Genomic DNA, 21,350 nt, shown 5'->3' with positions numbered 1-21,350 from the left:
GGGTGCGGGACGGCGGCCTCGTCCTCCGGAGCCGGGTCGTCCCCCGCGCCCGAGACCACCAGGGCGATCGGACCGGACAGGACCTAGCACCGTCGGAACAAGAGGATTTTTTGCGTACTCATCGCGTCCATGTCATCTTCTGTGCAGCCATGTCACCTTCTGGCGAATAATTCGGTCGCCCCGGCGAAACATCATGGCGCGGAGAGCGATTTTCCTCACAACGCCGGTCGTATGCATTCCGTCGAGAATTGGCCGAGATCGTGCTGATGGCTTCGGGGTGCTGTCCCGGTCGGCCGTCAAGGGAGGTACGGGGCCCCGTTCGGGACGTGGTAGGAATTTTTATGACACTTGTCCTGGCCTGAACTGTGCGGCCGTCAAGGTGTCACTTGACACCTCTTGAATCACAACCGTAACTTCAATTGCGTGTGCAACCAGTTTCCTCCATGGGTGTGGTCGGCGTTCTCCCGGGAATGAGTGGGAAGGTGCGCTCCAGTCCAGTGGTGAACTGCCCGGAAAACTACGCTCCCGATGCGGCGTCGTGGCTGCGTCCTCCGTTCGCGTGCAAAACATTTCGGAATTGAGATTCGGGCCACCATCTTCAGGGAAGAGGTTTTCGATGAAGCTGGCTCTGGTGTCAGGGGATGGACTCCCTGTGAGCGGTCTGCTCACCATCTTCCGGAACGTAATAGAGTCTGAGCTTCCGAGCGGGAGCCTTGAGTTGCCGGTCGTGGCTGATCTCGGTTTCTCATGGCGGCCCGACAAGAAACACTTCTTCCCTCGTGGATCCGAGGACAGCGGGTATCCCGGCTGGATGTCCGTCAGTACGGCTGTTCCCCTGGGAACCGGCCGGGCGGAGCTCATGCGTGAACTGACCAGAATCCGCGCTGCGGTGGCCCGCGCCGACACGCTTGACGACGAAGAGCGTGCGGATCTGCATCGTGCCGTGGAGTCGCTTGCCGGACCGTACGAGGAGTACTTCACACGATGGTTCGACGAGCACGATGTCGATTGGGTGTGTGCGGTCAATATGACCCTCTCCGATGCCGTGCCGGTAACCCTTGGCCTGCACAGGGCAGCTGCCCGTCGATGGCCCGCCGGTACGCCGGGAGGCGTTCTGTTCTGGGATCATGACCTCTTCGCCAGCTATTCGGTCTTCGAGGAGGGGGCCCGTGTGTACCCTCCCGGGCCGAATCAGTTCACGCCCCTGCCCGGGACACACCCGTGTCACCGTTGGGCAGTTGTCTCTTCCGGACTGGCGGAGGAAGTGAAGAAGTATCCGACGGAGATAAGCGCGACAACAGTGCCGAACGTACTTCCGACACTGGATTCCGAGGGGCTGGAAGACCGGCATGCGGCCTTTCTGGAACAGCGAGGAATGGACCCGGACCGGCCCCTGCTGCTCGTGCCCGTGAGAGTTTTTCAGGTGAAGGGCGTCGAGATTTCGGTCGCGATGTTCGCGGAAATGAGGAGAATCTGCGACGAGCGGCAGAAGCCGGCACCCTATCTTCTGGTATTCGGAAGCCTCGACGAAGATCCGCCTTACGCTCACAAGGTGGCCTCCCTCGTCCAGGAATTGAACGTTCAAGAAGACGTGGTCTTTCTGAACGGGGTCCCGTTGTCGAGTCACCAGGATGATGCGGGCCTATGGTGTCTCGATGAAATTGATCTGCTCAGAATGTGCCGAGCCGGCGGGGGCGCCGTGCTGTTCACCCCGAACACATCCGACGTCGAGAGCGTAGGACTCGGGCCGGCTTTGGCGGCCATTTCCGAGGTCCCTTGCGCTGTCAGCGAATACGCTTGCTTCGAAGACATTTATGGCACTGAAAGCAGTTGCGTCAAGGTGTCGGACCCTGAGGAATTATCGGCAGCGGCCACCGGGCTCCTTGATCTGATGGTGAAAAACCATCACGGTGATCCCGAGGTCAGGGATCGCTTGAAGCGAGACAAGGAACAGGTCCTGCGGTCGTTCGATCCCAAACCGTGGCAGAAGCTCTTCCAGGAGATGGCGCACCAGGTCCGGGACACACGGTCGGTAACCCCGAGGGAAACGCGAAGCGTGGCAGGCCGAGTCGGAGGGGGACGATAGTGCGAAGCACTGACGGGACAGTTCAGGCACCACGTGGCCTGCGGGAGATATCTCTTACCGAGGAAGCGTCGTCCGAGTGCTCCGATCTGCTGGGAACGCTGTGTGAAGAATTCGTGCGAGCCGACGATCCAGGATTTCTGCGACGTGCCGCACATTATGGATCCAGGCTTCCAGTCGAACTCCTGGACGCGATACACGAAGTGAGGTACGCCGAATCGACTGCGGCGCTGGTCATCCGTAACGGACCCGTGGGCGGAGCCGCCTGTCCGACCCCCGGGCACTGGAAGGAACGGGATCAGGACTCCACCCTCCGCCAGGACTTCTGGCTGGCTCTGACCGCTTCCCAACTGGGCGAACCCATAGGCTGGTCCAGCCTCCAGGACGGTCGGATATTCAATGATGTCCTGCCCATACGAGGGCACGAGGATCAGCAGACGGGCCACGGCAGCGACGCGGATCTGGAACTCCACATCGAAGACTGCTTCAGTGATCAACGATGCGATGCTCTGGCTCTGCTCTGTCTCAGGAACAACGACAAGATCCCCAACACGATCGTCACGGCCACGGATCTGGATTTCTCCGACCTGGATCTCGACGTCCTCTTCTCCCCCCGGTTCCTGATCAGGCCGGACTCCGAACATCTACGCAGGGCCGACGACGCGTCAGAAGCGCGCGGACTGGCCCGTCCCTTGCTGTTCGGCTCGCGTGAAGCGCCCTACCTGCGCGTGGACGTTCCCTATACCGACGCACTTCCAGGAGACGTCGGAGCCGAAGAGGCGTTTGGTGCGCTTGCCGCGCAGTTGGGGGAACGTGCCGTGACGGTGTGTCTTGGGGAAGGGGACCTGCTGCTCATCGACAACTATCGTGCGCTGCATGGCCGCCGGACCTTCCAGGCGCGCTACGACGGGACGGATCGCTGGATGCGCAAACTCACCGTCGTGCGGGATCTGAGGCGCAGTCGCGGCCTCCGGGGCGGCCCCGGTGACAGGGTGATCAACCCCTTCCGTGAACCATCCGGGCCGGTCACCGCTTTCCTCTGAGGCTGGTCAGGACGGATCGGAACCTCGCGAGTGTCGTAACGCCCCTCCATCGGAAGGCAGATCAATGCGGCAGATGACGACGTCCCTCGACACCCATCTCAGCTGGAAATGGGAAGAGTTGCCAGATCGGGCGGAGGTGCTGATTGTCGGAGGCGGCCTCGCGGGTCTGGAGTTGGCAAAGCACCTCGACGTGGCGGGGGCAGGCGATGTGCTGGTCGTCGAAGCGGGCGCGGGCGACGACCTCCGCCATGTTTACGCCGCGAACGATGCTGCAACCGCCGACCGTATCTGGACCGACGAGCGATCCGACGAGTACTTCGTCCAGCTGTGGAATTCAGCGGCCGAGCCTCATTTCGGCCAGGGGTCGGGCCTGCGCCGACGGGTTGGGGGCCGGTCCCTCTACTGGCACGGTGTGCTGCTGCCGGTCGAGGACTGGGCACTGACGGAGGCCGACTGGCCGCGTTCGGTGGTCGACGATCTCGCGCACTCCTGGCAGCACGGTGCTTCGCTCTACGCGCGCGTGCGGTCGGATCTGAGGGAGTGGAGCCAGAGGGCAGCGGCAACCACGGCGACTACGGACGACAGGGCCCTGCGCGTCGGACGCTTCCGTTTCGTCGATCCACCTCGGGCGGTGCGGCCGGCCGGCGCCGGATCTCCACGGTGGGAGGCGTACTCCCCACTCTCGCACTGGCTGGAGCCCGATACCGCGGCGAAGAGTCGCGGAGGGGGCGGTGGCGTCCGTATCGCGCCGGACATCGAAACACTGGCCGTGCTCACCACCCGGGGCCGAGCGGAAGGCGTTGCTGTCCGGCACAGGGTGAGCGGTGAAGAGAAGAGGGTCACAGCGGGGAAGGTCGTGCTCGCGGCGGGAACCGTGGAAAGCACTCGTCTCGCGATCCAAGCCCTCCACCGGGCGGGGAAACGGGCCGAGAGCCATCTGACGGGGCTTGTTGATCACATCGTGCAGGGGTTCAACGTGTCCCTCACGTCCGAGGGTTTGCCGGACTGGCTCGTCTCGCGGGCACGGGAAGGTGTCTTCAGCTTCACGCCGGGAAGCGGTTCGTCGCACTCCAACCTGTTCATCCAGCTTGATCTCACCGAGGCAGGGGACCTGCGGTTGGAAGTGTGGGCCACAGGCGAGCAGATACGTTCCGCACAGGGCGTCGTCTCCTGTTCGCCGGGGGAGGCATGGCCCTGGCCCGTGACGATCTCGACGGGACTCGCCGACCAGGACGCCCGGACTGTGGAGGCCCAGCGCGATGAGCTACAGGAGTTCTGGTCCGTATGGTGTACCGAATTCGGTGTGAAGTCGGTCCCGTTGGAGTTCGACTTCACATTCACCGCGCCCAGCAGGACTCTGCGATCTGTCCGGGAGTCACTGAGGGACGAGGGCCACCCTCCTGTCCACCATCAGCCGGTGACCTGGTCGAGCCCTCTGGGGAGCGAGGAACATGAGGGAGGCACGCTCGCTCTGGGGGATGTACTCAACGAGAACCAGGAGTTCTGCGAGATCGACGGTCTCTTCGCGGTCGGTCCGGCGATCTTCCCCAGGCAGGGATCCGCGAACCCTTCTCTGACAAGTCTGGCGCTCTCCAGGCGGTTGGTTCCCATCCTCATGGCCTGAACATCAATCGGTCGCATCGGTGAATGAATCCGAGAATCGCGCAGGTGGTGACCAATGAGTTCGTCGCTGGACGACGGCGCGCGGCACCCGCGCACGAGGGATCCGAGCAGACATCTGCGGGTGGGCCTCGTACACGCGGCGTTCGAGGGCGTTCAGATATTCCTCGGCGGTGTAGGGACAGCGATACGCGGGCAGATCGCGGCCCTTCCCGCGGTTCAGAGGGCCCTGGCGCATCAAGGCGTGGAGCTCACTCCGCACTTCGTCGAGATCGCCTATCAGCGCGCGCATCCACACTACGACGAGAAGCTGTCCGCCCACTACCAGGAACGGATCAGGGAAACCGGAGGTACGTTCTCTGTCGTCCCCAGTGGTACCACGGGACTTGCGGCCAACGCGGTCTGGGGAGACGCGGGCTTGGGGGAACTGAGGAACTGGCAGATCGCGTCGGCGGCGCTGGCCGGCCGGCTGATCGACCTCGCTTCTCGGTACGACGTCCTGGTCGCCTACTGCCACGAGCCCGTATTCGCCTTCGCACCGATCCATGCCTCACTGCAGGCCGACGCGGCAGGTGTCGACATCACAGCGGTCTATGTGTCCCATGCGACTGCCTTCGTGCATGAAATGCCCCTGCCGAACCCTGAGCGGCTGATGGCCGAGTCCCTGCCCGTGCACTGGGCGAAGGTCACGCCCAAAGTGCGACTCGGTTCGATCAGCCGATATATGTCACAGCATCTGATCGACGATTACGGTGCGCACCCGAACACGTTTGTCCCGACCAGAAACGGGGTGGACACCACTGACCACTGGTACCACCGACGCTCGCCATCCCATATGTCGGGGCTACTGACCCGGCACGGCATTCCGGTCGACCGGGACCTGCTTGTCACCTTCGGACGCGGTGTGCCGTACAAGCGTCATGACATGCTGATCAGAGCCGCGGCCGAGATGAGCCGCCAGGCTTATCCGGTGATCATGAGCGATACGGAACTTCCCGATGTCCGAAGCCTGGCCGCGCGGTTACGTGTGGACGCCGCATTCGTCACTTCCTTCGATCGGGAACTGATGGCGTCCTTGTTGCAGTGGCCGAAGACCAGGGTCTGCTCCCTCTCCGCCGAAAACGAGCCATGGGGGTTGATCCCCATGGAGGCCAGGCTCCTGACCCGCCACGGCGGAGCCGTTCTGGTGACCGCGGACTCCGGCGGATTCTCGGAGCAAGTCACCGACGGGATCGACGGTTTTCTCCACATGCCGAATGACCCGTCGCAACTCGCGCGGGTGATCGACAGGGTTCTCGGAATGCCGGAGAACGAACGAGCGCGGATCCGAAGTGAAGGGGCGAAGCGGGTGCTGAATGAGGAAGCATGGCCCGTAAAGATCATGGAATCCCTCCGGGCCGTCGTCCCCGGGATCGATGTGATCGCCGATGCCGCGTTGCGTGATCTCCGCTGGGGAACGAGCGGGGCAGCAGATTCGGAGCTGTGACCGGACCGCCTCCAGGGGCACGGTGTCGTGGACGACACGAGCGTGGACGGCCGGTGGCCGGCAGGCCCGGGGGCGGCTGTCGCCCGCGGCCTCAAGCTACTGTCCCTCGTCCGCGGCAAGGTTCAGCAAGGCATCAGCGAAGAACTTGGCGGCCCAGTTGGGGAAGGAAAGCGGCTCGAATCCGCCGGAGAGGGGCCACGAGCCCGGCAGCGCGCCGACCGCCGCGGGTTCGAGGGGCTGCCGCAACTGAAGCTCCCCGAGCCGGTCCACGACCTCAACGCACCGGCTTCGCAAAGCGTGATCTCCCGAGCGTCGTGCCAGATCGAGCCAGACCGTCACCATCTGGGCGTCCCCGGTCAGACACGCGTACCGCGACTTGGGCTCGAAGCCGGGCCCGATCTCCCCGGGCAGCAGTGGGTACAACGCACCGCGAATCTCGGCGAGCCGCGTCGCGCATGCGGCAGCCGCGGCCACACTCTGCCTGCCGAGCTCCCCACCGACCAGATCCCCACTGCGCAACAGTCCGCGGAGGGTGTACCCGATCGTGTGGGTCCACGGTGTCCGGTCCGCGTCGAACGCCATTGCGTCGATCCAGCCGTCCGGTCCGGTCCGGCTCAACAGCCAGCGAAGCGAGCGCTCCACGCAGTCCAGCAGGGCCGGGTCGTGGGTCGCCCGCCATACCTCCGCGACGGCCCAGGTCACACGCGCGGAGTAGGTATTGGGGAAGGCGAAGTGTGACAGCCAGGCTCCGCTGGGCTGCTGAACGGTGGAGAGCCAACGGGCCGCGCGGACAGCGGACCTCAGGGCGGTGGGGTCATCTGTTGCCTGCCACAACGCCATAAGCCCCAGCACGATCTGCCCGACATCGAATACCACGGGAGGGCCACTGGTACCCGTTCCGCCGGGGAAGGCACCCTCGGGAGTCTGGAGAGACTGCAGCCAGGACCCCACCTCCCGTGCCAGGACACCGAGTTCAGGCCGCTCCAGAACGTCCGCGGCCCGTAGCAGTGTGGGTATCAAGTAGCCACTGGTCTCGGGATAGGTGGGCTGCCACCCCTGTGTGAGGTCGTAGCCGGCGGAGATGCCCTTGCGGCCGGTCGCCTCGTGAGCGGTCTCCAGCCACGCCATCGCCTCCGCGAGCATCTGGAGGTGTGATTCCCTCATGACACGCTGCCTCTCGCCTCCGCTTGCCCGACAACCCGCACACTGGGCCACCCGATACTGAGCCACCCGATCGGCGACGAGTGGTCCGCCCCCGGGGACATGGACTGAAAATGCCGAACTTACGCATCCGTACGGTGCGGTCGCGCCAGCAGGTCACGAACCCACTCGTCCACATAATTGTCCACGAACAGTTTCTGCGACCGATTCAGCGGATGCCGTGACGGGCCGAGATCGTCCAGCGACTCGCCCACCGAGAAAAGCGAAGGACCGCCGTACGGCAACGTGTCAATCCCCATGACTCTTGTCCAGTCGATCTGTTCGACGTACTGCTCCATACCGTCGAACAGAGCCGCGGAGGGCTCAAACGCCCAGAGATAGCCGCGCCGGTAGCCATTGCGGTCCAGCCAGGCATCGAGCAGGAGCCAGTTCATCAGGAATTCGGCTCGGTCTCCGAAGTCGTTCTGCAGGTGTCGGTACCACCTGATCGACCGCTGGTCGCGCCGGGCGATGTAGGCCGGATGGATCCGGCACCACCCGGGGTCCGGCACCTCCTCCGGCAGGCCGCCCTGGCGGTCCGGTTCGCCGGCATGGATTTCGAAGCGGTTTATCCGGGTCCACATCCCGAGGAACAGGACCTCGTCCGGACGTATGCCGCGCTCGGCGGTGTAACGCCGGAGTTTCTCCACGGTCAGTCTGACTACCCGGCTGTTGCTGCCCGCGCAGGCCGCGAGGTTGATGTATTCGACGCCGAGCCGGGAGGCGAGCAGCCCTCCCCAACCCGTCTCAAGACGGTTCTCCAGCTCGTCGCCGTACGCCATACTGCAGCCGTTGACGACAAGGAGCCGCACCGGCGAGGATTCATTCGGCATCAAAACACTCTCACGCCTGTCGCGGCGGCGAAGCCCACCGCATCATCCCAGGAGTTCGCAAGAGGTTCACCCTTCCTGTTGAGGCTGGTGTTGAGCAGCATCGGGCACCCGGTTCGTTCGGAGAACTGCTCAATCAGCGCGTAGAAATCGGGGTTCTCCGAGCGGGAGACCGTCTGGACCCGGCTCGTGCCGTCCACATGCGAAATCGCGGGAAACAGATCCGGGCGCCGACATGGCGCCACGAACTGCATGTACGGCGACCGCTGGACCGGCAGATCGAAGTATTCGTGCGCGCGCTCCACCAGTATCGCAGGAGCGAAGGGCCGGAACGGTTCCCGTCCCTTGATCTTGTTGACCTTCTCCTGGATGTCAGGTCCGCGCGGGTCGGAGAGCACCGACCTGTTCCCAAGGGCGCGAGGGCCGAACTCCGCACGCCCATTCGCCACGCCCACGACCTCGCCGCCGACCAGAGCGTCAAGAATCTCCCGGTGGCGGTACGGCCGATCGATACGGGTGCCGAGGTACGGTCCGTCCCACCGCAGCGGCAAGCCCACATACGCGGCCGCGGCGCCCAGGCTCGATCCGGCATCGCCGGGATTGGGCATGATGAAGAAGTCGTCGAACCCCGACTCACGGGCAATCCTTGAGTTGGCCACGCAGTTGAGTGCGACGCCTCCCATGAGGACCAGATTGCCGAGTCCGGAGACACGACGAGCCCAGCGGGCGATGTCGACCAGGATCTCTTCCGTGACGACCTGGATGCTCGCCGCCAAATCTTCCGGGCTCGCCTCGGGCAGCCAGTCGCCGATCCCCCGATGTACGTTCCGTTTGAGCCGGTAATCACCGTCTCGTCGCTCGATCAAGTCGTCGTAGATCGCGTCCACGTAGCGGGGGGTGCCGAAGCTCGCCAGACCCATGACGATGTATTCGTCCTCGTTGGGCTTGAATCCGCAACGTCGGGTGAAGGCGCTGTACAGCAGGCCGATACTGTTCGGATACCGGGTCTTGCGCAGCGAACGGTACCCTTCGCGTGTGAAGGTTCCGACAGCCATGCAATCCCATTCGCCGATGGCATCCACGGTGATGACGCACGCTTCGTCGAAGCCACTCGGGTAGAAACCGGAGGCCGCATGGGACATGTGGTGGCCCACGATCTCGAATTTGTACCTGCCGGGGATACGGAACCGTCGCAGGTAGCGCCGCGGCAGGTCGTCAAGATCCATTGCGAACGCGTACTGTCCGGCCCACAGTTGGCGGGATTTCTTGATCAGCGGGCGTTCGTACCAGACGATGACGTCCGGCTCGCCGAACTGGAGCGCGTCATCGATGATGTCCTGGTTGAGGTATCGATCGTTCTTAAGTCTCGAATAGCGCTCGGCGTGGGCGGCGAAAACCGCCCGGTCCTCCTCGACCACGGCAATCGCGGCGTCGTGGGAAAGTGCTGAGATTCCCCATATCCTCATCCGGGGCTACCTGTACAGAAACCCGTCGCGCTTGGCCAGTTCCCGTTTCCTCTTCCGCCAGCGGCGCATTGAGCGTATCCGCTCTGCCAAGGCAAGCAGCATTCCGGCAGGGGACCAGGGATTTCGCTGAGATGCCATGCTTCATCTCCTGACGTTACGGGTTTGAGAGGGTGCTCATCGTTTACAGGCCGAGCAGCTTCTTCGCCTCCGGCGTCAACTGGCTCTGAATTTCGGAAGGAAGACAGCTCCAGTCGTCCCGGGTCGGCTCAGTCCAGAGGCAGAAGGCGCTGTGCACACTCCTCCTCGGGGCGTCAGCCGTGTTCTCGCTGCCCCCGTGGATAAGTTGCGAGTTGTGGAATACCACGGACCCGCGCGGGGCCAGCGCAAGCTGCTCGTCCGGGTGAGGCAGCAGGGGATCTTCGATCCGGGACAGGAAAGGTTCGTTCGTGAGGTGGCTCCCCGGCAGGACCCGGGTCGGCCCGTTGAGAGCGGTGAACTCGTCCAGGCACCAGATCGCGTTGCATTTGACGAATGGCAGGCCTCTGCGGCGCTCCAGGTCGTGCAACGGCTGATTTCCCGCACCGGGGTCGACGCGGCGACCGTTCACCAGACTGAGCTGGAAATCCGGCCCGAGTACCTCGCGGACGGCCGCGAGGACCAGGGGCTGTGTGACGAATCGCTCGAAGATGGTGGAGTACTGAAGCAGGTTGGGGACGAACTGAACGCCGGTCTCCCATCGGTAGATCTCGCCGAGCCTGTTCGTTCTCCAAATTTCGTCGATCGTATGACTGAAGAAGTCGCAATCCTCCTCGGATAAAACACCGGGCAGGATGATGAAACCTTCGGAGCCGAGCCGTTGAGCCTGATCCTTGGTCAGCCCGGTTGAGGACGTGCTGATCTCCTGGCTGGACTGCTGGGCATCCACACAACCTCCTGGAGAAAGCTCGTGACCGCCGCTGGTGTCTACTCCTCGGCGAGGATCTCATTGATCCAGCTCAAAGCCTTACTGAATATCGCCGGGTTGCTGTGCTGGTAATACGGAAGGATGATGAGGGCGACGGACAGCACCCACCCGCGCCCACGTGCCCAGGTCGCGTCATCGACTTGCAGTGCCGCCCGGAAGGTATCCCGCCCCTCCGCGGGGAGCACGGTCCAGGCCGCCATCACATCGCAGGCCGGATCGCCCACTCCGAGACCACCGAAGTCGATGACGGCGCTCAATCGTCCGTCCTCCACCAGAACATTGCCCGCCTGGAGATCGCCGTGCACCCAGACCGGCGATCCTTCCCACGCAGGTGCCCGCAAAGCCACCTCCCATTCCGCGCGGGCCGCCTCGCTGTCGATCACGTCACCCACCTTGTCGAGTGCGGCCCGGGTTTGGGCGTCCCTTGTTGACAGCGGAACGCCGCGGAAGAAGTTGTGCTGTCCCGGCGGCGGGCCGTCAGTCGTGTCGATCCGTTGCAGGGCCAGCAGGAAGTCGGCCAGCTCGGTCGCGGCGCTGAGAGGGTCCCCGATGCGCTCGGCGATCGCGGTCTCCCCGGTAAGCCAGCGACGCACCGACCAGTTGAAGGGATACCCGCATCCGGGAACTCCGAACCCCAACGGGACGGGAATGGCGAGCGGGACCAGTGGGGCGATTTCAGGCAGCCAGCGGCACTCCTTCGCGGCCTGTTCGTCCGCTCCGCCGGCTCGGGGGAGCCGTACGGACATCTCTTCGCCGAGCCGGTAGATGAGATTGTCCGTCCCGTCCGAGGTGACCGGCTCAAGGGGGAGGTCCGCCCACTGCGGGAACTGCTCAGCGACAAGCCTGCGTACGACGGCTGGTTCGACATCCACCTCGTCCGCATGCATCTTTCCCACTGCCACTGTCGACTCCCCATATCCGATGACGGCCCGTCCGAGGACGCGCCTGCCTGTCACAACCCGGATCAGTCGATCCGGACGACCCGCTTGGCGACCCGTTCCGCCTCGGCGCCGATTGCTTCCCCGTACCGGGTCGGGAAGCCCGACAGTGTCGGCAGGAGCCGACACTCGTCCACATCCCCGTTCTCGTACGGCAGGGCCAGTCCGAGGAGCTCCAGAACATCCGTCCTTTGTCCGGCGTCGAGCAATGGGCCGAGCCGGGGGTCGGCGACTCGCAGGTCGGCATCCAGGATCACACCGAGGAAAAGGACGTCGGAACCATCAACCGTGGTGCGGACGGCGCCCAGCGTTCGCCCCAGGTTACCTGCCTGCCTTCGCACGTGGTCAAGGTGGTCAAGGAAGAGGGAATTCGCGTTGACATCGCCGAAGGCGTACGCCAGCTCCACATCCGGGCGGGGCCACTTCCGCAGGAATCGTCGGTAGTTCCCCTTCTCCGTCTCCCGGTTGGCCGCCGAGTCCCTGCGGTGCGGCAGATGGATGGCGTACACATCCTCCCGCAGGATGATGGGTGTGCCACTCGCGCAGACCCGGTAGGCCCACTCCAGGTCGTCCACCCCCCACCCGCGGAAGTCCTGGTCGAAGAAGAGGTCATGGTCGCGGACGACAGCCATGGGCAGGGCGACGAGCCCGGTCCAGGCGAACGCCCACGGTATGACGTGGTCGGCCTGGAACCGGGGATCCTTCGAGTCGCCCCGTGAGGCACCGATCTCGTCGAGCAGTGGCACATAGTGTGCGTAAGGCTGCACCTCAACGGCGTCGACGTCACCGTCTTCGTTGTTGCCGTAGCCGACGACCTGGCCGACGACACAGGAGTTCTGCCCGAACGCGAAGTGCCGGTCCCAGAGATTCTGCAGGGCGTTGGGGGGCAGCAGGGTGTCGGCGTCCATCTGGACGACGACCTGTCCCAAGGCCCCTCGCATCGCCAGGTTCCTGGCGTGCGGGATCTCGAAGGGTTCGGCCGAGAGGACGGACCGGATGTTGATTTCCTTGGTGAACTCCCGACATAAGGCGACATAGTCCTCGCAGTACTCCATAGCGCCTACCACTACTTCGAACTGCGAGCGGTCCATGGTCTGGTGAGCCAGGCCCTCGAAGACGAGCCTGAGGTTGTCGAGTCGCTGCTTGTACGGGATCGCCACCGAGAGCTTGACACTGGTCAACGCTGCTCCTCCGCATGATCGGCTAGCTGACTCCATGTTGCCGCATCGGGTCTTGCTGTGCCAGTGTCTGACACTGATTCAGTGTGTACGCATTGCCAATCGCACGTACATCAGGAGGATCAGATGACTGAGACTGGGACAGGCGAATTCGCCGTACGCTCAACGGGCATCGACGGGGCCGGCACGCTCAGGGCGTGGTGGAAGTTTGACGAAGGTGCCGGCACAACGGCCACCGACTCCTCCGGCAACGGTCACACTCTGACCGCGACGGGCGATCCTGGCCGCAGTGTCGGCGGCACGGTCCCCGGCGCGGTGGCATTCGACGGTGTGAGCCAGTGGCTGTCCACGGAAGGGCCGGTTCTCCGCACTGACCAGAGTTTCAGCGTCGCGGCTTGGGTCCGTCTCGACGCGACGACAACAGCCGGCGACATCGATCTGCCGGCCGGACAGTACGCGATCGCCGCGGTCGCCCAGGACGGACCGTCTCACAGCCCCTTCTACCTGGGTGCACGCAAGGTCCTGGACGGTCAGACCACCGGAGCTCCGGAGGCGCCGCTGCGCTGGGACTTCACCGTCGCTCCCATCGACGGTGCGGTCACGGGGACCATCGAGTGGCCGCACGCGGCGGCCGGTCCGGTCCAGCCGGCATTGGGGGAGTGGGTCCTGCTGGTCGGGATCTACGACCTGGACGCGGGTACCGCGACGCTGGTCGTCCCCGGAGCGGGGGACGTCGTCACGGTGCCACTGCCCGAGGGATGGCCCCAGTGGCACGCGGAGGGCGGTGTCCAGCTGGGCCGCGCACGTTACCTGGACAAGGTCAGCGACCTGTGGCCCGGATCCGTCGGACCGGTGCGGATCTTCTCCGGCGTCCTCACGGCGGAGGACGCGGCCGAGCTGTACAGGAATGACACGGTGCCGGAGAGCTGACGCCCGCTGACGCCCCGGTCCGGATCACATCGGCGTGATTCGGACCGGGAGGTGCTCAGGCCCGTTCACAGCGATCGACCGGAGTCGCACCACCGGCCCGGTCCGCTCCATCAGTGCGACCCGATCGAGCATTTCGGTGAGCAGGACTCTCAGCTGGGTACGAGCCACATTGCCGCCGATGCAGACGTGTTCACCGAACCCCAATGCGAGGTGCCGATTCGGGCGGCGGGCGATGTCGAACTCGTCCGGGCAGGCGAACACCCCCTCGTCACGATTCGCCGACGGAATCCAGAGCACCAGCCGGTCACCTGCCTCGATACGCTGCCCTCCGAGGACGGCCGGTCGGGCAGCGGTCCGCATGCTGTGCGTCGCGCTGCTGGTCCAGCGCAGAACCTCTTCCACCGCCAAAGGCAGCAGACTTCGGTCCGTGCGCAGCCGGTCCCACTGCTCCGGGTGATCGAGAAAGGCCAGCGCACCACCGGCCATGGACAACCCGGCATTCTCGCTCGCGCCGACAAGGTTCTCGATGTTGAGGAGGATTTCCTCCTCGTTCAGCATCTCGTCGTCGGTCAGGCTGCTCATCAGGTCCTCGGCGGCCTCTTCCATCCGCTGATACATCAACTCCACAAGATATTCCATGAGTTGAGGATGAGCGATCAGTGGTTGAGCCGCTGCGAACGCCTCACTTATCGCTCGCACGAACATCTCGTGGTCCTCCGGCGGGACTCCCGTCAGCCGGCAGACGGTCAAGGCCGACAACCGCGCCGCGACATCCTGGGCGAAGTCACACTCGCCTCGCTCCGTCGCACGGGCCAGCGCCTCCCGGACGTCCGCGCGCAGGAAGTCCTCCAGCTCGCGGGCCGACCGTACGGCAAAGCGCGGTGCCAAGAGCGAGCGCAACTGCTTGTGGCGGGGAGGATCGGTCAGCGCAAGGGTGAGGCCACCACCTGGATCGGCGCCCAACGCGGCAGGCCGGAGCAGGACGCCGTGGGCTGAGCTGAACGAATCGTGGTCGCGGTAGACCGCGCGGATGTCCTCGTACCGGGTCAGCGACCAGAATGCCGGCAGCTGGTCCGCCTGGTGCTGGTACACAGGGGCGTTCTCGCGCATCCACCGCCACACGGCATGCGGGTTCCCGGTCGCGTGCAACTCGGGATCGACGAGCTGGGCAGGTGACGTGAGCGGCGTCATGAGCGGCCCTCCGCGGCGGCGTGCAGGCTGTCGGTATATCGCCCGGTGAGCTCCAGAGCCACGGGCCGCGGCACCGCCTCCGGTTGCCAGGCGACCTCCAGCCGTAGTCCGCCGTCCTCATCCGGCCACAGTTCCACGTGCAGCTCCAGCGGGAGGCCGAGGTAGGGCTGCCGCACAAACGTGGTGTGCGCCCCATCGAGGTCGAGCTTCGGGATCCTGTTGTTCTGCAGGGCGAACAGTGTCTGGAAAAGCGGCGGTCGGCCAGTACGAGGCCGGTTCAGCAGCTCCAGTACCTCGGGATAGGGCACGTCCTGCGCGGCCAGGGCGCGCCGGACGACGCGTCCTGTCTCGCCGACGGCGGTGACGTCACCGTTCAGAGCCGCATCACGCAATCGGATACCGAGCATGGTGAGGTGGCATCCGACGGCCCGTTCCAGGCCCGCGCCGGCACGTTGCGCCACTGGCACACCGACCGCGAAATCGCGCTGCCCGGTGACCTCGGCCAGCGCACCGGCGTAGTGGGACAGCAGCACGACGAACCGGCTGACGGCGGTGTCGGCGGCGAGAGCGTCCAAACCCTCGACCACGGCCGGCGCGAGCCGCACCTCCATTCGCTCCGGGGGGCCGGGCTCCTGCCTGGTCTCCCCGGCCGGCCAGCGCAGATCGGGCACACCGGCCAAGTCGTCAACCAGATTGGCCCGGTCAGCGCTCAGGTCTGCCTGTGCCATGCCCGCCACTCGCCGCCGGTGGACAGCCGCCAATGACGGCGCTGCTGACCCCTCCCAACTCCTCCTCTGCCGAATGGCGTTGTAAGCGCCGGCGAGGTCATCCGCCAACACGGACTCCGACCACCCGTCAAACGCGATGTGGTGCACGACACAACCAAACACCGACATCGGGCCCACGGGCACCAAAGCGGTCCTCCAGACCTCGCCGGACGCGAGATCCAGGCCGGAAGCCAACGCCGTCCGCAAGGCCGCCACCGCCGCGTCGACGGACAGATGGGCCGAGAGCACCTCAACCTCAGGAGCGCCGACGGCCACGATCCGTGCCATCGGCCTCGGGTCCGGCAGATACGCGGCACGAAGGGGTTCATGCCGGCCGTGTACCGCCGCCACCGCCGCCTCCAGCGCCTCCCGGTCGACGTCCCCGTCGAGTACCCAGGTGAGCAGGCAGTAGCCCGCCCGGTCGCCCGGGTTGAGCAACTCACTCGTGAGAAACACCAGTTGCATGGGCGAGAGCGGCACGCCAGTACCGGTGCCGACCACTGGCGTCGCCTCGCCGGTCCACGGCCTGGATCGCAGCCAACCGGCGAGGCCGGCCACCGTGGGATGCCGGTAGAACTGGGAGACGGGAACCGGGCGGTCGAGTCGTGCGGCAAGGCGCGCACAGACACGGCCGGCCCCGAGCGAACTGCCCCCGAGCTCCGCGAAGGGCACATCGGGCGGGACCGGGGACCGGCCGAGCACCGCACCGAACGTCTCGGCCACCAGCCGGGTTGTCGGGTCCGCGGCCGGGGCGTGGTCGCCCTGGACATCGGGGAGGACGGATCTCTGGACACCGGCCAGCAGTGCTCGCTCGTCCAGCTTGCCATGTGCGGTCACGGGGAAGGCCTTGACACTGACCACCTCAACCGGCCGATGGTGCGCGGCGAGAGCCTTGCGTACGACCGCGACCCCACCTTCCAGCGGGTCGCCCGGCTCGAACGGCACACAGAACGCCACCAGTTCGACAGCGGCCCCCGCATCGTCCCGACGGGCCACCACACGACAGGATCTCACTCCAGGCAGCGCCTGCTCCACCTGCCGCTCGACCTCGGCGGCCTCGATCCGATGCCCACGCACCTTGACCTGCCGGTCCGCCCTGCCGCGGAAGTGCAGCAGCCCATCCTCACCCCAGTGCCCCAAATCGCCACTACGGTAGACGCGTTCCGATCGTCCGCCGATCACGACCTCGGTGAACACTTCCTCGGTACGAGCGGGATCCCCCACGTATTCGGCGGCCAAACCGTCACCGGCGATGCAGATCTCCCCCACCTCGCCCACCGCGCAGGGCCGGGAGCCGTTCAGGACGTGGACGCGAGTGCCGGGGACCGGTCGCCCGAGCGGTATGCCGTGGGGCCGATCGCAGTCCGCCTCGGTGACTCGGTGGGTGGTGGCGAAGACCGTGCTCTCCACCGGCCCGTACCCGTTGAGCAGCAAGGTCGACGGGCTGTCGCGAAGCAGCCGGCGGACGTGGCCGGGCGAGAGCCGTTCACCACCGACCATGATCTGACGCAGACCACGGAAGGCGCCCGGGTCCTCGTCCATGAGCATGTTGAACAGGCTGCTGGTGAGCCAGACTGTGTCCGTGCCGTGCCCGGACACCGCCGCGCGCAGTGAGTGGCCTGACACGTACGGCTCGTCGATCAGCAGCGATGTGCCGCCATTGAGCAGGACTGACCACAGTTCGAGTGAAAAGGCATCCCAAGGCACCGGCGCCGCCAGTGGCATCACCGTGTCGGCGGCGAAGCGCGCGAAGCTGTTGGTCTGGAAAAGGCGCGCCGTGGCCCGGTGCGGACTCAGGACCGCTTTGGGCCGCCCGGTAGTGCCGGAGGTGAAGAAGACACAGCAGGGGTCGGCGGCGTCCACGGCCATGGGCCGAAAGCCGTCCGGGACGTCGACGGGGCCGGTCGGTACCGACCACACCGGCAGCGGGAGATCCCGGCTGCTGAGGTTTCCCGGGCTGGTCACCAGCAGCGACGCACGCATCCCCTCGGCAGCGGCCCGGAGCAGATGGGGAGGCCAGGACGAGTCGAGCAAGGCATATACGGCCCCTGCCTTGAGGACGGCGAGCAGCGCCGTCACGAGTTCCGGGCCGCGGTCCAACACAATCGCGACGCGGTCGGCTCTGGCAACCCCGGAAGCGACGAGGCCGGCCGCCCAGGCGTCCGCGTTGTGATTCAGCTCACGATACGTCGTCACTCGGCCGCCAGAGATGAGGGCCGCACCGTCCGGGCGATGTAACGCGATCCGCTCCACCACCTGGTGCAGCCCCTCGTCGGCTGCGATACTCGCGGCTCCGGCCGTCCATCCTGGGTCAGGTCGCATGTTGTCCTCCGTCGGCACCGGACTGGGGCCGTGAGGAACCGCACCAGCCGCTGCTGGCGGAGCCTCCGGCGGACACAATGCCCGGACTACTGTGAATGAAGTGTCAACTCGCGGCGGGCTGGCGGAGGTTAGGTTGCCATCCCGCTGCTTGATTGGGCAAGCTGTTCGATGAAGCGGCCCGCGGTAGATGCCATGAAACAGCCCACGTCGAAGGGATGACATGACCCGGGACACGTCCCTCGACATCGCCGTCACCGGCCTGTCCGCCCGGCTTCCCGGCTCGTCGAATCTCGATGAGTGGTGGTCCGCGGTGTTGTCCGGGAAGGTGCTGACGACACGTTACGAGCGGTCGGCGCTCCTCGACGCCGGGGTGCCCACGAGTCTGCTGGACGACCCGGATTACGTGCCCGTCCGCGGTCACTTGAATCAGGCGGACCGGTTCGACGCCGCGCTGTTCCGGATCAGCCCCCGGGACGCCGAGCTGATGGATCCACAACACCGACTCATGCTGGAATCAGTGTGGTCGGCGTTGGAGGACGCGGGGATCGCCCCGACCGGCGGGATGCCGACGACCGGCGTCTACGCGTCCGCGACAGGCAGCGAATACCTGCGCAGCATGGTGGCCGGAGGCGGGCTGGATCCGGTGAGTCTCGAAGAGGCGCTGCACGGCACCGAGCCCGACTTCATGGCCGGCCGCATCGCCTACAAGCTTGGTCTGACCGGCCCCGCGATGGCGGTGCAGACGGCATGCTCCTCAGCTCTCGTGGGCGTGCACCTGGCCGTCCAGGCCCTCTGGAACGGCGACTGCGAGCAGGCTGTCGTCGTAGCCGCCGGAATGGGTTACCCGCAAGCTGGGCACCTCTTCATGCGCGGCGGCATCTACTCCGCCGCGGGCACGTGCCGACCGTTCGACGAAAGCGCGGACGGCACCGTCGCCGGCTCAGGGGTGGCCAGCGTGGTACTGCGACGACTGACCGACATCGACGATGACGACCCCGAGCCCTATGGCGTCATTCTCGGTACCGCGGTGAACAACGACGCCGCGGCAAGGGCCGGCTACTACGCGCCGTCCCCCGTCGGCCAGGAGGCGGTGATCCGGTCCGCGCTGCGCGCGGCGGAGGTGGACGCCGACGGGATCGGCTACCTGGAGACACACGGTACCGCGACGCGCCTCGGCGACAACATCGAGTGGTCCGCGGCCTCCGCCGCCCTCGCCGCGTCGGGCGCGCGCGCGGGCCAGGTGGCGGTCGGAGCGGCGAAAGCGAACATCGGCCACCTCGACTCGGCCGCCGGTCTCGTCGGCCTGATAAAGGCCCTACTGACGGTGAAAAGCGGACTCATACCGCCAGTGGCCGGGTTCACCAAGCTGAACTCACTGCTGGAGGACGATACGTCGCCGCTGTTCGTCCCCACCGAGGCAATGCCCTGGACAGGGGCGGAGCCCCGGCGCGCCGGAGTCAGCTCGTTCGGGATCGGAGGCACCAATGCCCACGTGGTCATCGAACAGGCGCCGCGACGGACCACGGCCCGCCCCGTCAGCCCGGACGCCCCCCAGCTGGTGACACTGTCCGCCGCCGACGCGGATGCCCTGTCCCGCGCCGCGGTTCGGCTGCGCGGCTACCTGACCGACAACGAGCCACCGCTCGCCGATGTCTCCCGCACCCTCGTCAGCGGACGCGCCACACTGCCGGAGCGGCTGGCCGTGGCCGGCCGCACGGGGGCCGAGATCGCACATCGCCTCGACACAGGCATCGGCACGGTACGGGGGCGCGGCCCGGACAACGGCCCGGCCCCCGTTGTCTTCCTCTTTCCAGGCCAGGGCTCTCAGTACCCAGGCATGGCCGTCCCCTTCGCCGACACCTTGCCGGGCTTCACCGCGGCGCTCAAGCGGTGTCTGGGCGCGTTCGATCCCCCATTGGCCGACCGACTGCGCGGTGCGCTCTTCAGCACCGACTTCCCACCGGCGCAGCTCATGGAGACGCGGCTCGCGCAGCCGGCCATCTTCGCGGTCGAGTACGCGGCCTTCACGGCCCTCACAGCGCTGGGTATCACTCCCGCCGCCTTGGTGGGGCACAGTCTTGGGGATGTCGCCGCCGCGTGTGTCGCCGGCGTTCTCGACCTCCCCGGCGCGGCTCGCTTCGTAGCCGCCCGTGGCCGCGCCATGGCGGCATGTCCCGTGGGGGCGATGCTCGCGGTGCGCTGCGGTGAGGGGAGGGCCCTTGAGCTGATCGCGGAGTCCGGCTCCGGACTGGAACTGGCGGCTGTCAACACGCCGGACAACTGTGTGCTGGCGGGGGACCCCGAGGCTGTGGAGACGTTCCGGCGATGGCTGGGCAACCGTGTCGATTCCCAACTGCTCCGGACCAGTCACGCATTCCACTCGGCTCTGATCGAGCCCGCCCTGCCGGAGCTGGCCACGGAACTGGCCCGCACGCGGCTGGGACGTCCGACAGTGCCGTTGACCGACGCCGCGGGGCGCGTCATCCCGGTGGGAGCGAGGATCGATCCGGACTCGTTCGTGCGGCAAGCTCGTGTGCCGGTGCGCTTCGCCGACGCGATGGGCACGGTCTCCGCGCACTTCCCGGGCGCTGTCGTCGTTGAGGTGGGGCCGGGCCGGGCCCTCTCGGCCATGGCAGAGGCCGTCGGTCTGTCCAGCGTCCCGCTCTCACCGGGTAAGGCGGCGTCGGACGGTACGGAGCTGCTGACAGCTCTGGGGACACTCTGGACGCTGGGGCAGCCGGTAGATGTGGAACGGCTCTGTGGCGAGGGTCGACGGATCCACCTGCCGGGGTACGCGTTCGCCGGGCCGAGTTGGCTCGCGCCGGAGGCCGCCGGCCGGACCCGCCCGTACGTCGAGCCGCCGCGTGCGGCCGCCGCGCCGATCCCGGGCGACGACCGGTTCGGAGAGGACACCTCAGGACAGGCCGCCGCGGCCGTTCTGACCAGCATTTGGGCGGAACTGCTCGGTCAGCCCGACCTCAAGGCCGAGTCCGACTTCTTCGAGCTCGGCGGCGACTCGTTGACGATCACCCGGCTGGCCCGACGGGTCCACAAGGACCTCGGTGTCCACGTGCCGATTCGGGCAATGCTTGCCGCTCGTACGCTTGAGAAGCAGATCGCGGTGGTCCTCGGCCTGCTTGGTGTCACTGAGACTTCCTGAGCCGGGAGAGGCACGACACGGGTCCCTGAGCCGGGGCAGACGCGACACGGCTGCGGGGACCCGCGACGACGACCTGGCCGAGTCCGCTCACGTTGCTGTCCGGCCTCCCGGAGCCAACGGCTTGGGAGGAGTCCGGTGCCCGGACCGGAGTCGGAAGCACACTCACGGTCGC

General features: G+C 66.2%; 14 protein-coding genes. 6 read left to right on the top strand and 8 right to left on the bottom strand.

From position 1 onward, the window contains the following. Positions 1 to 616: 616 nt before the first annotated feature. From ABTZ59_RS28835 to ABTZ59_RS28820, 4 genes are all read left to right on the top strand, one after another. A complete protein-coding gene (locus ABTZ59_RS28835) occupies positions 617 to 2,086 on the top strand; it encodes a glycosyltransferase family protein (protein ID WP_351419564.1) in 1,470 nt (489 codons plus the stop codon). A gap of 248 nt (positions 2,087 to 2,334) precedes the next feature. Then, positions 2,335 to 3,126 carry a TauD/TfdA family dioxygenase gene (locus tag ABTZ59_RS28830; protein WP_351419563.1) on the top strand — a complete coding sequence of 264 codons (792 nt, stop codon included), beginning with the start codon at positions 2,335 to 2,337 and terminating at the stop codon, positions 3,124 to 3,126. A gap of 73 nt (positions 3,127 to 3,199) precedes the next feature. Further along, a complete protein-coding gene (locus ABTZ59_RS28825; protein WP_351419562.1) occupies positions 3,200 to 4,750 on the top strand; it encodes a GMC oxidoreductase in 1,551 nt (516 codons plus the stop codon). Between the two features lie 240 nt (positions 4,751 to 4,990). Further along, a complete protein-coding gene (locus tag ABTZ59_RS28820; RefSeq protein WP_351419561.1) occupies positions 4,991 to 6,232 on the top strand; it encodes a glycosyltransferase family 4 protein in 1,242 nt (413 codons plus the stop codon). A 96-nt stretch (positions 6,233 to 6,328) separates the two neighbouring features. Here ABTZ59_RS28820 and ABTZ59_RS28815 read toward each other — a convergent pair whose 3' ends face one another. From ABTZ59_RS28815 to ABTZ59_RS28790, 6 genes are all read right to left on the bottom strand, one after another. Further along, positions 6,329 to 7,396, bottom strand: a complete 1,068-nt coding sequence (locus ABTZ59_RS28815; RefSeq protein ID WP_351419560.1) for a hypothetical protein — start codon at positions 7,394 to 7,396, stop codon at positions 6,329 to 6,331. Between the two features lie 119 nt (positions 7,397 to 7,515). Continuing rightward, positions 7,516 to 8,214, bottom strand: coding sequence for a DUF6071 family protein (locus tag ABTZ59_RS28810; protein WP_351419559.1), 699 nt, complete (start codon positions 8,212 to 8,214; stop codon positions 7,516 to 7,518). A gap of 50 nt (positions 8,215 to 8,264) precedes the next feature. Then, entirely contained in the window at positions 8,265 to 9,728 is a 1,464-nt protein-coding gene (locus ABTZ59_RS28805) for a carbamoyltransferase family protein (protein ID WP_351419558.1), read from the bottom strand. A 181-nt stretch (positions 9,729 to 9,909) separates the two neighbouring features. Beyond that, on the bottom strand, positions 9,910 to 10,653 hold the full coding sequence (locus ABTZ59_RS28800) for a phytanoyl-CoA dioxygenase family protein (protein ID WP_351419557.1): 744 nt from the start codon (positions 10,651 to 10,653) through the stop codon (positions 9,910 to 9,912). A 38-nt stretch (positions 10,654 to 10,691) separates the two neighbouring features. Then, positions 10,692 to 11,579 (bottom strand): aminoglycoside phosphotransferase family protein, encoded by an 888-nt coding sequence (locus tag ABTZ59_RS28795; protein ID WP_351419568.1) that lies wholly within the window; start codon positions 11,577 to 11,579, stop codon positions 10,692 to 10,694. Positions 11,580 to 11,656: 77 nt separating this feature from the next. Beyond that, a complete protein-coding gene (locus tag ABTZ59_RS28790; RefSeq protein ID WP_351419556.1) occupies positions 11,657 to 12,811 on the bottom strand; it encodes a glycosyltransferase family 2 protein in 1,155 nt (384 codons plus the stop codon). A 123-nt stretch (positions 12,812 to 12,934) separates the two neighbouring features. Here ABTZ59_RS28790 and ABTZ59_RS28785 point away from each other — a divergent pair, with 123 nt between their 5' ends. Beyond that, entirely contained in the window at positions 12,935 to 13,738 is an 804-nt protein-coding gene (locus ABTZ59_RS28785; RefSeq protein WP_351419555.1) for a LamG-like jellyroll fold domain-containing protein, read from the top strand. A 24-nt stretch (positions 13,739 to 13,762) separates the two neighbouring features. Here the strand turns inward: ABTZ59_RS28785 and ABTZ59_RS28780 are convergent, their stop codons facing one another. Then, a complete protein-coding gene (locus tag ABTZ59_RS28780; RefSeq protein ID WP_351419554.1) occupies positions 13,763 to 14,929 on the bottom strand; it encodes a cytochrome P450 in 1,167 nt (388 codons plus the stop codon). Next, complete coding sequence (locus tag ABTZ59_RS28775) at positions 14,926 to 18,018, bottom strand: non-ribosomal peptide synthetase (RefSeq protein ID WP_351419553.1); 3,093 nt, start codon at positions 18,016 to 18,018, stop codon at positions 14,926 to 14,928. The genes ABTZ59_RS28780 and ABTZ59_RS28775 overlap by 4 nt, the downstream gene beginning before the upstream one ends. 220 nt (positions 18,019 to 18,238) lie before the next feature. On the opposite strand from ABTZ59_RS28775, the gene ABTZ59_RS28770 reads away from it, so the two are divergent. Then, positions 18,239 to 21,178 (top strand): type I polyketide synthase, encoded by a 2,940-nt coding sequence (locus ABTZ59_RS28770; protein ID WP_351419552.1) that lies wholly within the window; start codon positions 18,239 to 18,241, stop codon positions 21,176 to 21,178. The last annotated feature ends 172 nt before the right edge of the window (positions 21,179 to 21,350 follow it).

Source organism: Streptomyces sp. NPDC094034 (assembly GCF_040303865.1).
Lineage (GTDB): Bacteria > Actinomycetota > Actinomycetes > Streptomycetales > Streptomycetaceae > Streptomyces.
The sequence above is the reverse complement of the archived record's forward strand: the minus strand, read 5'-3'. Positions and strand labels throughout refer to the sequence as shown.

What these genes read in the sequence shown, in the direction of transcription:
- ABTZ59_RS28835 (WP_351419564.1), top strand. Translation starts at nt 617, where the DNA reads ATGAAGCTGGCTCTGGTGTCAGGGGATGGACTCCCTGTGAGCGGTCTG.
- ABTZ59_RS28825 (WP_351419562.1), top strand. Translation starts at nt 3,200, where the DNA reads ATGACGACGTCCCTCGACACCCATCTCAGCTGGAAATGGGAAGAGTTG.
- ABTZ59_RS28815 (WP_351419560.1), bottom strand. Translation starts at nt 7,396, where the DNA reads ATGAGGGAATCACACCTCCAGATGCTCGCGGAGGCGATGGCGTGGCTG.
- ABTZ59_RS28810 (WP_351419559.1), bottom strand. Translation starts at nt 8,214, where the DNA reads ATGGCGTACGGCGACGAGCTGGAGAACCGTCTTGAGACGGGTTGGGGA.
- ABTZ59_RS28805 (WP_351419558.1), bottom strand. Translation starts at nt 9,728, where the DNA reads ATGAGGATATGGGGAATCTCAGCACTTTCCCACGACGCCGCGATTGCC.
- ABTZ59_RS28795 (WP_351419568.1), bottom strand. Translation starts at nt 11,579, where the DNA reads ATGCATGCGGACGAGGTGGATGTCGAACCAGCCGTCGTACGCAGGCTT.
- ABTZ59_RS28785 (WP_351419555.1), top strand. Translation starts at nt 12,935, where the DNA reads ATGACTGAGACTGGGACAGGCGAATTCGCCGTACGCTCAACGGGCATC.
- ABTZ59_RS28780 (WP_351419554.1), bottom strand. Translation starts at nt 14,929, where the DNA reads ATGACGCCGCTCACGTCACCTGCCCAGCTCGTCGATCCCGAGTTGCAC.
- ABTZ59_RS28775 (WP_351419553.1), bottom strand. Translation starts at nt 18,018, where the DNA reads ATGCGACCTGACCCAGGATGGACGGCCGGAGCCGCGAGTATCGCAGCC.
- ABTZ59_RS28770 (WP_351419552.1), top strand. Translation starts at nt 18,239, where the DNA reads ATGACCCGGGACACGTCCCTCGACATCGCCGTCACCGGCCTGTCCGCC.